The organism is Ignavibacteria bacterium (assembly GCA_017303675.1).
Lineage (GTDB): Bacteria > Bacteroidota > Ignavibacteria > Tepidaquicellales > OLB5 > OLB5.
The window spans coordinates 516,638-529,464 of record JAFLBX010000001.1; the positions used below are offsets into that span (position 1 = coordinate 516,638).

13 protein-coding genes are annotated in these 12,827 nt (G+C 38.8%); 6 read left to right on the forward strand and 7 right to left on the reverse strand.

All coding sequences use genetic code 11. The annotated features are described in order from the left end of the window. Nucleotides 1–12 precede the first annotated feature (12 nt). The 6 genes from serS (at nucleotide 13) to J0M37_02370 (ending at nucleotide 5,925) form a co-directional block, all read left to right on the forward strand. Nucleotides 13–1,275: a serine--tRNA ligase gene (gene serS / locus J0M37_02345; protein MBN8583908.1), complete on the forward strand. Its 1,263-nt coding sequence runs from the start codon at nucleotides 13–15 to the stop codon at nucleotides 1,273–1,275. A gap of 197 nt (nucleotides 1,276–1,472) precedes the next feature. Then, nucleotides 1,473–3,245, forward strand: a complete 1,773-nt coding sequence (locus J0M37_02350) for an aryl-sulfate sulfotransferase (GenBank protein ID MBN8583909.1) — start codon at nucleotides 1,473–1,475, stop codon at nucleotides 3,243–3,245. 177 nt (nucleotides 3,246–3,422) lie between these two features. Next, entirely contained in the window at nucleotides 3,423–4,331 is a 909-nt protein-coding gene (locus J0M37_02355) for a trypsin-like peptidase domain-containing protein (GenBank protein ID MBN8583910.1), read from the forward strand. Between the two features lie 7 nt (nucleotides 4,332–4,338). Continuing rightward, nucleotides 4,339–4,698: a DUF423 domain-containing protein gene (locus tag J0M37_02360; protein MBN8583911.1), complete on the forward strand. Its 360-nt coding sequence runs from the start codon at nucleotides 4,339–4,341 to the stop codon at nucleotides 4,696–4,698. Between the two features lie 121 nt (nucleotides 4,699–4,819). Beyond that, nucleotides 4,820–5,320 carry an RNA polymerase sigma factor gene (locus J0M37_02365; protein MBN8583912.1) on the forward strand — a complete coding sequence of 167 codons (501 nt, stop codon included), beginning with the start codon at nucleotides 4,820–4,822 and terminating at the stop codon, nucleotides 5,318–5,320. Between the two features lie 2 nt (nucleotides 5,321–5,322). After that, nucleotides 5,323–5,925 carry a hypothetical protein gene (locus J0M37_02370; protein MBN8583913.1) on the forward strand — a complete coding sequence of 201 codons (603 nt, stop codon included), beginning with the start codon at nucleotides 5,323–5,325 and terminating at the stop codon, nucleotides 5,923–5,925. Between the two features lie 73 nt (nucleotides 5,926–5,998). On the opposite strand, the gene J0M37_02375 is transcribed toward J0M37_02370, so the two are convergent. From J0M37_02375 to J0M37_02405, 7 genes are all read right to left on the reverse strand, one after another. Beyond that, entirely contained in the window at nucleotides 5,999–7,360 is a 1,362-nt protein-coding gene (locus J0M37_02375) for a hypothetical protein (protein ID MBN8583914.1), read from the reverse strand. Further along, complete coding sequence (gene cyoE / locus J0M37_02380; GenBank protein MBN8583915.1) at nucleotides 7,360–8,295, reverse strand: heme o synthase; 936 nt, start codon at nucleotides 8,293–8,295, stop codon at nucleotides 7,360–7,362. Before cyoE ends, J0M37_02375 begins: the two co-directional genes overlap by 1 nt. An 81-nt stretch (nucleotides 8,296–8,376) precedes the next feature. Then, nucleotides 8,377–9,144: a cytochrome c oxidase subunit II gene (gene coxB, locus J0M37_02385; protein ID MBN8583916.1), complete on the reverse strand. Its 768-nt coding sequence runs from the start codon at nucleotides 9,142–9,144 to the stop codon at nucleotides 8,377–8,379. Nucleotides 9,145–9,150: 6 nt separating this feature from the next. Next, nucleotides 9,151–9,504, reverse strand: coding sequence for a cytochrome C oxidase subunit IV family protein (locus J0M37_02390; GenBank protein MBN8583917.1), 354 nt, complete (start codon nucleotides 9,502–9,504; stop codon nucleotides 9,151–9,153). Nucleotides 9,505–9,587: 83 nt separating this feature from the next. After that, nucleotides 9,588–10,211, reverse strand: coding sequence for a cytochrome c oxidase subunit 3 (locus tag J0M37_02395; protein MBN8583918.1), 624 nt, complete (start codon nucleotides 10,209–10,211; stop codon nucleotides 9,588–9,590). 17 nt (nucleotides 10,212–10,228) lie between these two features. After that, the gene (gene ctaD, locus J0M37_02400; GenBank protein MBN8583919.1) at nucleotides 10,229–11,920 is read right to left on the reverse strand and encodes a cytochrome c oxidase subunit I; all 1,692 of its coding nucleotides are present in this window, start codon (nucleotides 11,918–11,920) and stop codon (nucleotides 10,229–10,231) included. Beyond that, nucleotides 11,913–12,737 carry an SCO family protein gene (locus J0M37_02405; GenBank protein ID MBN8583920.1) on the reverse strand — a complete coding sequence of 275 codons (825 nt, stop codon included), beginning with the start codon at nucleotides 12,735–12,737 and terminating at the stop codon, nucleotides 11,913–11,915. Before J0M37_02405 ends, ctaD begins: the two co-directional genes overlap by 8 nt. Nucleotides 12,738–12,827: the final 90 nt, after the last annotated feature.

Genomic DNA, 12,827 nt, shown 5'->3' on the forward strand with positions numbered 1-12,827 from the left:
ATTGAATAATATATGTTAGATCTAAAATTAATAAGAGAAAATCCTGAGCTGGTAAAGCAAAAGCTTCTGGCAAGGAATATGACAGCAGAAAGCGTGGAAAAAATCCTTGAGCTTGATATTAAACGCAGGGAATATATCGGCGAAGTTGAAAAGCTAAAAAGCCTCCGTAATAATGTATCTCAGGAAATCGCTAAAATGAAAAAGGAAGGCGCAAACGCTGATGATAAAATTGCCGATATGAAAAAGGTATCAGATGATATCAAGCTTATAGATGAAAAGCTGGCTGAGGCTGAAAAAAATATCGGTAACATTCTGCTTGATATACCTAACCTGGCTGATGATTCCGTTCCCCCGGGAAGGTCAAGCGATGATAATGTTCAGTTCAAAATTTGGGGTGAAAAAGCTTCCGGTGATTTTAAATACCTGGATCATGTTGAGCTTGGCAAAAAGCTTGATATTCTTGATTTTGGCGTCGGGGCAAAGATCTCAGGCAGCGGATTTCCTTTCTACAAGGGCAAAGGTGCAATTCTTGAACGCGCGCTTATAAATTTTATGCTTGATACGCACAAAAGCAACGGTTATACTGAGGTTGGCGTTCCGTTCCTTGTAAACCGTGAATCAATGGAAGCCGCTGAAAAAGTACCCAAGTTTGAAGAAGATATGTACCGTACTGATCCGGATGATCTTTTTGCTATCCCCACTGCTGAAGTTCCTATAGTTAACATTCACAGGGATGAAGTAATGGATATGAAGAATTTCCCGGTAAAATACTGCGGCTACACCGCATGCTTCCGCAGGGAAGCCGGCAGCTACGGCAAGGATACAAAAGGATTCCTGCGCGTACACCAGTTCAACAAGGTTGAGCTTATCAATTTCTGTCTGCCCGAAGATTCATATGCGCAGATGGAAGAAATGCTGAATCATGCCTGCGGGATCCTGGAGGCACTGAACATTCATTACCGCGTAGTGAATGTTTGTACAGGTGATATGGGCTTTGCCGCAAGCAAACAGTATGATATTGAAGTATGGTCACCGGCAGAAAACAAATGGCTAGAGGCTTCAAGTGTAAGTAACTGCACTGATTTCCAGTCACGCCGCGCTATGATAAGGTTTAAGCGCGATAAAAAAACGGAATATGTTCACATTCTTAATGGTTCAGGACTTGCAACATCAAGGCTGTATGTATCGCTTATTGAATCAAACCAAACTCCCGAAGGGAAGATCATTATTCCCAAAGTACTCCAAAGTTATACAGGCTTTGATACAATAGGTTAATATAATTTTTACATTTTTCTAAGCCGGCTTAATTAAACTAAGCCGGCTTTTTTTTGTCAAAAATTAAAGGTTTTCATTAACCGTAATTCTTATGTTTTATAATGATTTATACTAATTTTTTTCCATATACTTATACTTTTTTTGTGTTAAGAATTTAATATTTTACCAGAAGGATTTTATAAAATTAATATATTGTTATGAAAAAGCTCTACATATTAACCGCAGTATTTTTTTTATTCATACAATGCGTCGATACATTTTCTGAAATAAATTATACAGTACCTGTTAATAATTCTAAATACGTAAAAATTAACAGTAATATTATCATTGGTTTTAATTACTCCTTACCTTACGATCTTGCCTTGAATGATATCCGGTTCACCGTTACTGGTTCAATCAGCGGTCTAAAACAGGGTACAGTTACAATCGCAGGCGAAAGGAAAAAAATTATATTTCAGCCCAACAGCTCTTTTCACTACGGCGAAAAAGTTCAAGTAAAGGCTGAGATTAGGTCAAGTAAAATTACTGAAATTACTGAGTTTTCTTTTACAGCAGAAAAATACCGTGTAAAAAATGGAATTAACAGTAATCAAAGGGAATTTTATTCATATGACTTATTCAAAGAATATAACAACCTTCTCACAGGTGATATTCCCAGTTTATCCGTTACTGTTTCAGAAAATCCTGCAGAAGGAAAAATTTTCATGTCTAATTTTCCGTTTACAGCAATACCAAACACTCCGCATCTTATAATAGCGGAAAATTCAGGTGAGGTCTATTCTGCCTTTAAGCTTGGCGCAAATGCCCTTGATTTCAAAAAAGAACCCAACGGCAATTTGGTCTATTTCAATTCAGTCCTTAGCAGGTATTATGAGTTTAACAGAGAATACCAGTTGATAGACAGCTTTTACTGCGGAAACGGATATATTACAGATGGACACGAACTCCGGATTCTGAGCAATGACCATGCCCTTTTGATGAGCTATGATTCCCAAACAGTGAATATGTCTACAATTGTGCCGGGCGGCAATCCAAACTGTCTGGTCATAGGCCTGGTTATCCAGGAAATTGACGCTCAAAAAAATGTCGTGTTTCAGTGGAGAAGCTGGGACGCTATCCCGATAACGGACGCGCAGCATCAGAACATGACCGACTCATTCCTGGATTACATTCACGGAAATGCAATCGATCTTGATCATGACGGAAATATTCTGATCTCTTCCAGGCATCTAGATGAGATTACAAAAATAAGCAGGGAAACAGGACAGATAATTTGGAGACTCGGCGGACCGGCAAACCAGTTCACGTTCGTAAACGACCCTGATAAATTTAATTACCAGCATGGCATACGCAGGCTTCCCAATGGAAATATTCTGCTTTTTGATAACGGCAATTTTCATACTCCCCCGCATTCCAGGGCTGTTGAGTATTCATTAGACGAGGTGAACAAAACAGCAACCCTTGTTTGGCAGTACAGGAATACACCTGATAACTTCGGGTTCGCTATGGGATTTGCCCAAAGGCTTGATAACGGAAATACCCTTATATCCTGGGGTTCAACAAATCCAACCCTTACAGAAGTAACACCTGCAGGAACGATCGCGCTGGAAATGTCACTTTCTCAGGGTGTGTATTCATACCGGGCTTTTAAATTTCCGTGGGATGGCAAGCCACTGTACATTGATCTTACCGCTGCCAAGATCCCGACAGCATACAGGTTAAAACAGAATTATCCAAATCCTTTTAATCCTGCAACTAAAATCGATTTTGATCTTCCTGAAAATGCTTTTGTAAATCTGAGCATTTATGATGTATTGGGAAAAGAGGTTAAAAACATTTATAACACAGAGCTTCCGGCTGGTCCGTATTCAGTAAGCTTTAGCTCATCCCAACTGCCTTCAGGTGTATATTTTTATAAATTAACCTCCAATAATTTTACGGAAACCAAAAAAATGGTGATCATCAAATAAACATTAATTTTATGCGGAATTAAGGGTTTTTAACCCAATAAACTTCCGGAACAAAGCGCTGCCGGTAATAGTTAAATCAATAAACGGCAGAAGTTTATAAATTTAAGCGCCGTACCATTGTATTTGCATTGATACGGCGCTTTTTAAATTTATATATTATACCGTAAAATTAAAAATATGAACATTAGACTATCTTCATTTGTATTGCGTTTTTTATTGATCCTGGTCCTTTTTACCGGGATTACCTTCCCCCAGGATAAATCAGAAGTATATAAAAACACAGTTGCTTCCGTTGGACTTATCACTGACAGGACCGGCGCTGTTGCAAGCGGTTTTTTTATCAATCCAAAAACATTTGTTACAAATCATCATGTAACAGAAGATCTTGATATGAAAACTGCAAAGATAGAAATGAAAGATGACAGGGTTTTTAAGGTTAAAAAAATTGTAAAAGAGATCAAGGTATGTGATCTTGCAATAGTTGAAATTTCCAGTGAATGCGATGATATTCTGCCGCTGGCTGATGAAAGCGGAATTGAATACTATGATGATGTTTATTCACTTGGCAATCCCACAGATGAGGATATGAATGTAGATTACTTTCATTTAACCAAGGGAAAGATCAAAAAGATAGATACTGATTCCTGGTTTTATGATGGTGATGAAGATTATACCCACGAGGCATATGTTATTCAGCATACTGCTATGATTAAGCCAGGGAACAGCGGCGGGCCGCTGCTCAACAGCCGCGGTGAAGTAGTCGGGGTAAACACCTTCTTTTACGGAGATTCGCTCAATTATGCTATACATATTAATGAGCTTAAATCAATTCTTGATGATAACAATATAGCCTATAACAAATCAGTAGGTGAAAAAATATTCACCAAAAAAGAAAAACGCTCCAGGACGCTTGGCGAAAGAATTGAATATGTAGTGTTTGAACGCCAGTTTGAAATAATAGAAATATATTCATATGTTTTTGTATCGCTTGGCGCACTTTATTTTGCATTTATATTTTTCGGAATTATAATGATTATTGTATACACCACAGCATTTAAGCCTGTGAAGTATAATAATCAAAGATAATCCTTCTATGAAAAACAACTGGACTGCTGCCGGCGCTGCCTTTGGCTTTCTTGCAGTTGCTATCGGCGCTTTTGGAGCTCACCAATTAAAAAATGTTCTTTCCCCTGAAATGATGGAAGTTTACAGAACGGGGGTTCTTTACCACCTGCTTCATGCCGTCATTATTACGGCTATCGGGTTCACTGCCAATCCAAAGTATTTTAAAGCTGCATTATTTCTTTCCATCGGAATTATTCTGTTCTCCTTTTCTTTGTATATTTATACTGTTACCGGTATAAAAGCGCTTGCAATGATAACACCCGCAGGAGGAGTAAGCTTTCTCATTGGCTGGCTTTTAATCTTTATATCTTCACTAAAACGAAAATGAATTCCGGGCAGCAATATTATATAGTAATTCTGCTTTTGTAATAAAATCCTTTATTAATATACTAAACAATAAAATATTTCGCTGAACTAGTGACTATAAATACCTGGAAATACCGGACTTAATGGAAAAGGACCAGCTTTTTAACGAGGTACTTTCCCAGAACAAAGACAGGATCTACAGGATATGCTGCGCCTATGAAAGAGACCCTGATGAACGCAATGACCTTTACCAGGAGATCATGATAAATATTTGGAAAAGCCTCGATAAATTCGAAGGGCGCTCACTGATAAGTACATGGATCTACAGGATAGCTGTAAATACTTCCCTGCTGCATGTAAAACGCTCAGCACGCAAAAAACAGATGCATACTGCAGATGATGTGGAAACACTTAATATACCTGAAACTGATTCAACAGAAGAAAAGATAAGGACAGGTACTGAAATTGAAAAGCTGTTTGAATGCATTAACAGGCTGAAGGAAGTTGACAGGCTGATAATATCAATGGTGCTTGATGACCTTTCCTACAAAGAAATAGCCGAAGTAACCGGTATGACAACAAGCAATGTTGGGGTTAAAATAAACAGAATAAAAAAAGAGCTTGCAAAAATGATGGGGTCTTAAAATTGGAAATTGAAGAAATCAAAAACCTCTGGAAAGAACAGAAGACAAAGGATATTGAGGTTAAGTCAACTCAGTACTATTCTTCTTTGCTAGACGGCTTAAGAAAGAATGAAGCCAGGGTTAAGCGCAATTATATAATTATGAGCATAGCTATGCTTTTTACAATATTTTTTATTGATAAAGTAGCTGTTGAAAGCATGAGCGATAAAACCGTATTAACTTGGGTTGGCTTCGGGCTTATTTACCTGGCAATAACTGCAATTATTTATGTTTCTTGGGCTACAGTAATTAAGTTTGATGCAAACGGACTGACTGAATCTAGCCTAGAATTCCTGAGAACAGCCCAAAAAAAGCTTAGATTAAGGAACAGGCTCAGAACTATTGGAATTCCCGCTTACACGCTATTACTTACCGTTGGTATAACATTTGTTTATATACAGGTAACTCAGCATATGGAGCTGCAGTACAAGGTCTTAACATTCACCTTATTCTATCTTTTTATAAGCATTATTACTGTTGTATCATATATCCGGGAAAAGAAAAAGTATCTTAAGGAAGTAAAGCCCATCGAAGATAAAATAGATACACTGATAAACGAACATTGAGCACAGGCTCAAATTATCCCATAAAAAAAAGCCGCTTAACTAGCGGCTTTTTAATTATCAAATTATTAATTTACTACTTCTTGTTTACTTTGTCTATCAGCCACTGCGCCATTGCATTGGCTTCTTTTTTCTTTAAGCCCTGGTTCGGCATCGGCGGGTAAGCGGGGTCAATCTTCTGCGGATTGAAAATATATGCAGAAAGCTTTTGTACATCCCCGTTATACTTGGCTACAGCTTCATTATACGGCGGACCTACCAGCTTCTGGTCAAACTTATGGCAGGCAGAACATTTCTGCTTAAATATCTCCTCAGCATTTATACCTGTAGACTCCATTGTTTTGTTTTTTACAAGCTTTTCCTCTTCAACCGCTATTTTATTAATTTCCTTTGTGTTCTCAGATACTGCGTTTCCAAATGCTGCCTGGTCTTTAATTACATTGAATAAAACAAGCAGGAATACAAGTATAAATACTGTTGTTGCAGAATTATAATCTGAATTCTTGAACATTGAATATATAAAATTACCTGCAATAAGGAAAAGTATCAATACAGCAACCATATAGAAAAATACTGTTGGTGACTGTGACTGAAGCGGTAAATAAGCATAACTGATAATAAGCATAAGCGGGAACATAATTCCTGAACCAAGCGCTATTTTACCGGCTACGTTTTTAACCAGCGCCGCATATTCTTCTGTCATATCCCTCAGCCCGCCATCCCAGCTGAAGAAATAAAACATTATAGCGCCCCCTGTAATAATACCGGCTAATGAAACTAGCTCGCCGAAATTAAACAGTGTTTGCCATGAAAAAATTACTTGCAGTACATTGCCAACATGAGCCCATTTATCCGGACTTGAAGCAAGCGCCATTGCGCCAGCAAAAATGTATGCTGCGGTTAAAAGGACCCACTTTCCTGTAGAACCCGAAACTGAATTAGTACCGAGGTTTTTTTCTTCAAATTCCTTTATTTCCTTAACGTTCTCGCCCTCACCTTTCAGCGCTTCGGCGGGTGATATGCTTTTAAATGCGTCCAGAATTCCTTCAAGCTTGAATGTATTGCGGTATTTGTAAATAAATACAAATGATATTATGAACAATACAACTGATAGGGCCATCATTGCAACTGAAATTGTTTTGGCTGTATACAGAAGCTGGGCGTATGCGAAAAATACCGAAAGAACAGGTATAGTTCCAAGTGCAAGCTCTGCGCTTTTGGTGATTGTAAGCTTTTCTATAACATCTTTGGCAAACCTTAAATACATGCTGTTCTTTTCAGTTTTACCCTTTTTCCTGAAATGTGTGGAAATAAAAGTTGCTCCAAGCAGCATGCTGATATAAGGTACAAACAAAAGCAGAGAAATAGTCAGCATATACTTTATCAGCATGATGTGATTTTCAGATGCCGGAATTACCAGTTCGTCAAAAAAATTCATTAGAATACTTTAATTAATTTATCAATTGATAAGATAGTTATTAAAAGCAAAGTGTAAAAATTTATTGCAATAAATGTGTTTCTGATACTTTTTCTTTCTGTGCTGCCTCGAAGGAATTTAAAAGATACCCAAAGCATCCACCCGGAAATTACGCATAATGCAATAAAGCTTGCAGAATAATTAATATATAAGAACATAGGAATTAACATAGCTGTCATAACATTGCCGATAAGCCACATAAATGTTATCCTCTTAAGCTGTTCAGGGGCAAAAACTTTGTTAAGTGTCGGGAAGCCCCCTTTTTCATAATCACTGCCATAAAGCATAAGCAGCAGCCAGAAGTGCGGTATCTGCCAGATAAAGAAATATACAGCTATCATAATAATTCTGCCGTCAAACAGGTCCCCTCCTGCTGCTGTCCATCCTGCAACAGGCGGCAATGCTCCAACCAAAGCGCCCGGTATGATCGCAAACGCAGTTTTGCGCTTCAGCGGTGTATAAACACCATTATACCAGAAAAATGTAAATAAACCCACCATAAAGGTGGTAAAATTTGTTGTAAATAAAAGAACGATAGAACCTGAAACCAGCAAGCCAAGTGAAACATATAATGCAGCCGCAGGTTCAATTCTGCCTGCAGGTATAGGACGGAACTTGGTTCTGTCCATCAGCGCATCGGTATCTTTTTCCTGCCAGTGATTTAGTGATGATGAAGCTGCTGCAAGCAGGAAAATACCTGCAATAGCCCAGAACATCGTGAAGCTTAAACTATTGGAAGCCAGTATAAACCCAAGTCCTGTAGTAAATGATACTAAAGCCGTAATTTTGAATTTTGTCAGCTCGCTGAACACTTTCAATAACTCCGTTAAAGAACCAGTGAAATTATTTTCAACTGCTCTAACTGCAATACCTGTATTTGCGCTGCTTCTCTTCAAATGGATTTATTGTTTTATACTTGTATTTTTGCTATGCTCTTTGTTTCGCGTTTCACGTTTAACATTTCACGTTTCTCGTAACTACTTTTCTTTTCTCTTCAGGCTGTCCTTGGGATTCATTTTCAATGTATCCTTTTTATTTCCCGGTGCCTTACTTGTATCAGTTGAAACCTGTGTTGATTTAAGTGAATCCGTTTTTACTGTGCCGGTCTTCAGCGTATCAGTTTTAAGTGAATCCGTTTTTTGTACTGAATCAACTTTATTGTACCACTCTAAAAATTCTTTTTCAGGCACTATTTTAACTTTGCCAAGCATGTATGAATGGTTCAGGCCGCAGTATTCCGCGCATTCTATATCGAACAATCCAACATTTGTTGTATGAAACCACATATGATTGGTCCTCCCGGGAACGCAGTCTTCTTTTACCCTGTAAGCCGGTACATAAAAGCTGTGGTTAACATCAGCTGATTCCAGCTCAAACCTCACATCCTTGCCCTGCGGCAGGATAAGAAGTGTATCACTGGTTTTTTTATTGGCATATTCAAAATGCCAGAACCACATTTTGCCTGTTACTTTTACCACCATTGCATTTGGCGGAATTTTTCTCATTTCCTTAAAGCCTTCATAGCCGTAAAAGAACATTGCCAGCACAAGTATAAGAGGAATGACCGTCCACAGGATCTCCAGTGTCGTACTTCCTGTTATTGACTGGTCAGGCTTCGGGTTGTTCTTTTCGCTGTACCTGAAAACAAAATATATCATCGCAACGGTAACGCCTACTAAAAGCAGTACCGAAATTGCTATTATAAATATAAACGAATTATCTACTAGTTCTACTATTGGATTCATTTTTTATTACCTGAATGATAGATCACTGAATGTCAAGATCCAGAATGTTAAAAATATTACTAGACAAACCAGAACAAAAACTTTGATTATAACATTATCGTACTTCAAATGCATAAAATGGTAGCCTACAAGCGCAGTTTTTACAGATGCAATAAGCATTGCTGTTATAAGCGTAAGGCTTCCTAAATGTATGCCTGCTATAGTAACAGTTACTGCCGTTAAGGCAACAAGTCCCAGCCATACCATAAAATATGTACCGTAGCTTACGCTGTGAGCGTGGCCTTCAGCATGAGCTTCACCGTGGGCAGCACTGTGAGCCTGTGATGCAGCTAACTCTCCTGTTTGTGTCTGTTCACTCATTATTTGATGATCTTATTATTATCTTAATATTAAACTCTTGTAAACTTTAAAAAATCTATGCTGCTTATTCTCTGTTATTCAGATCAATGCAGCAGGTAAAACAGCGGGAATAAAAATATCCAGATCACATCAACAAGATGCCAGTATAAGCCGGCATTTTCAAGCTTCTGGTAATTTGTGCTTGTGATCTTATCCCTTGAAATAAAATTCATAATAAAGCCTATAAATATCAAACCTACAATAACATGCAGACCGTGGAGCCCTGTCATAACATAATACAACCCGAAGTAAATTACTTCACCATTGGACATGTTCTCAAGAGCGGGTCCGCCGGGGTAAATACCGTTGTGAATTTCATGGCTCCATTCAAAATACTTATTGATCAAGAACGCTATACCGCAAAGTATTGTGAACCATAGCATCGCCATTGTAAGCCTTTTCTGGTTGCGCTGAATAGCCGCAATTGAAAGAGCTACCGAAAGTGAGCTTGTGAGTAGTATTATTGTATTTACCGCGCCTATGAATGAATTCATATCCGCAGCGGCTACTTTAAAGCCGTCAGCATATTCAAACCTGTATGCACCGTATAATAGAAACAAACCGCCGAATAAAAGCAATTCCGTGAAGAGGAAAAGCCACATCGCCATTTTTGAGCCTTCATCATCGCGATGAACGTGCGCTCCTCCGTGCGATGACCCTTCGTGCATTACTTCACTGTGTTCTGTCATAATGCAGCCTCCTGGTTAACTGTTTTATTTGCGCCGTTCGCATTGATCGATTCTTTGCTTGGATGCATGATATATGTTGATTTATTGTGAACATACGGTCCGCCTGTAACAATTGGAATTTCATCAAAATTTTCAAGCGGCGGGGGTGAAGGAACCTTCCACTCAAGTGTTGTGCCGCCCCATGGATTTACAGCAGCCTTGGGTCCTTTTAACATAGCGTAAAATAAATTACCGAACATAAATACTATTCCGCTTACAAGTATCCATGAACCTACAGTGGAAAGTATATGCCAGCCTTCAAACTGGGGAAGGTAATCATAATACCTTCTCGGCATTCCCATATATCCCATAATGAAGAACGGGAAATAAAGAACATTAAAGCCTATAATTATAACTGTACATGCTACAACAGCAAGCTTTTCATTGTACATTTTACCGAATACCTTGGGGAACCAGTAATGCATGGTTGCAAAGAACATGATACCCATTCCGCCAAACATTACATAATGGAAGTGGGCAACAACAAAATATGTATCGGTAACGTGAATATCGGTTGCCAGTGCACCAAGCACAAGGCCGGTTAAGCCGCCGATTGAAAATATAAAAATAAATCCAAGTACATAATAAAGCGGCGCGCTGAACTTAATTGAACCTTTGTAAAGCGTTGCAACCCAGTTAAATATCTTTACGCCGGTTGGAATAGCAACTAAAAATGTTAAGAGTGAAAATACTATTCTTGATGTATCGCTCATTCCGCTTACGAACATATGGTGTCCCCAAACAAGGTAACCGATCAGCGCGATACCAAGTGATGATATTGCGATCTGTTTATAGCCGAAAATATCTTTTCTTGCGAATGTTGGCAGTATCTCAGAAACTACACCCATCGCAGGAAGGATCATAATATATACAGCGGGATGTGAATATATCCAGAATAAATGCTGGTAAAGTATCGGGTCACCGCCCAATGCGGGATCGAATACTCCGATACCCATGAACCTTTCAAGCATTATAAGCGCAAGCGTTATACCAATAACCGGGGTTGCCAGAACCTGGATCCAGCTTGTGGCATACAAGCCCCAAACAAAAAGCGGCATGCGGAACCATGTCATTCCCGGCGCTCTTAAACGGTGAATTGTAACTACAAAATTCAAACCGGTTAATATTGAAGAAAACCCTAATACAAATGCTGCGAGAGTTGTCATAGATACATTCTGCGCAGAACGGATACTGTATGGTACATAGAATGTCCATCCTGTATCAGCGGCACCGCCGCCTGTAAACAGGGATACTATAGCAAGTATTGCTCCTATCATGTATAGATACCATGAAAACAGGTTAAGCCTGGGGAAAGCAACATCCTTTGCCCCTATCTGAATAGGCAGCATAAAATTTCCGAACACAGCAGGTATTGCAGGTATGATAAAAAGAAATACCATGATAACACCGTGCAGAGTAAATACGGAATTATATGTGCTGGGCTTCATTATTGTTTCACCCGGCGTAAGCATTTCAAGCCTCATCAGTACGCCAAGTGTCATAGCTACAAAAAAGAATACAAGGATACCCATAAGGTACATCAGACCAATGCGCTTATGATCAACACTAAGCAGCCAGCCCATGATCCCCTTATGCTTGCCTTCGTATTCTAAGTAACTTACATCATTTGCTAATGATCCATTAGCCATTGTTTATACTTCCTTTCCCGTTCGAATTTACGGGTATATTGTGTTTATTTTTTTTCTTTTTCAGCGTTAATATCAGAACAAACCCGGCGATCAATATCAGCATTCCGCCGCCGGCAATCCTTGTTACATTTAAAACATACTTTCTGCCTGCCGGGTCATAACTGTAACAGATTTTTAACAGCTTGTTAATTCCCGGTGTTGATTTTCCTTCTGATGCTTCGATTACAGCAAGCTTAATATCCATAGGCAAAAAATCAGTGCCGTATAAGTATCGTGCTATTTTGCCGTCCTGTGAAAGAACTGTTACTACTGCCCCGTGTATGTAATCTTCGCCCTGCTGCTGGTACCTGAAACCTACTGCATCAGTTATCTTCGCTATGGAGCTGCTGTCACCGGTTAAGAATTTCCAGCTTTCAGCCGGAATTTTCTTCTTCATATTGTTCAGGTAATTTTCTTTTTTACCTGAAGCCATTAAATAATCTTCTCTCGGATTAAAGCTGATAGTTACTATATTAAAATCCTTGCCCGGCTCCATATCAACTTTATCCACTACACTTGATACACCATTCATTAACGGGCTGCAAATCCCGGGACACCTATAATAAACCAGGGTTAACAATGTTGGTTTATTTAACAGGCTTCTTAATGTTACCGGCTTGCCGGTTTCATCCAGAAAAGAAAGATCAAGAGGGATAACCTCGCCCAGCTTTTCATCTACACCAACCTGCTGTTTCGTAGTATCCGCAATACTTGATTCCCGGCACAAGCCGAGCATCATAAAAATTAAAAGGGCGAATATTTTTGTGATCTTTAACAAATTATTTACCTTTATTCCTTTTTCAAACCTCTAGTCTCCGTTTGCGAGGAACGTAGTGACGAAGCAATCTTAACAACTTATGTTTGAATC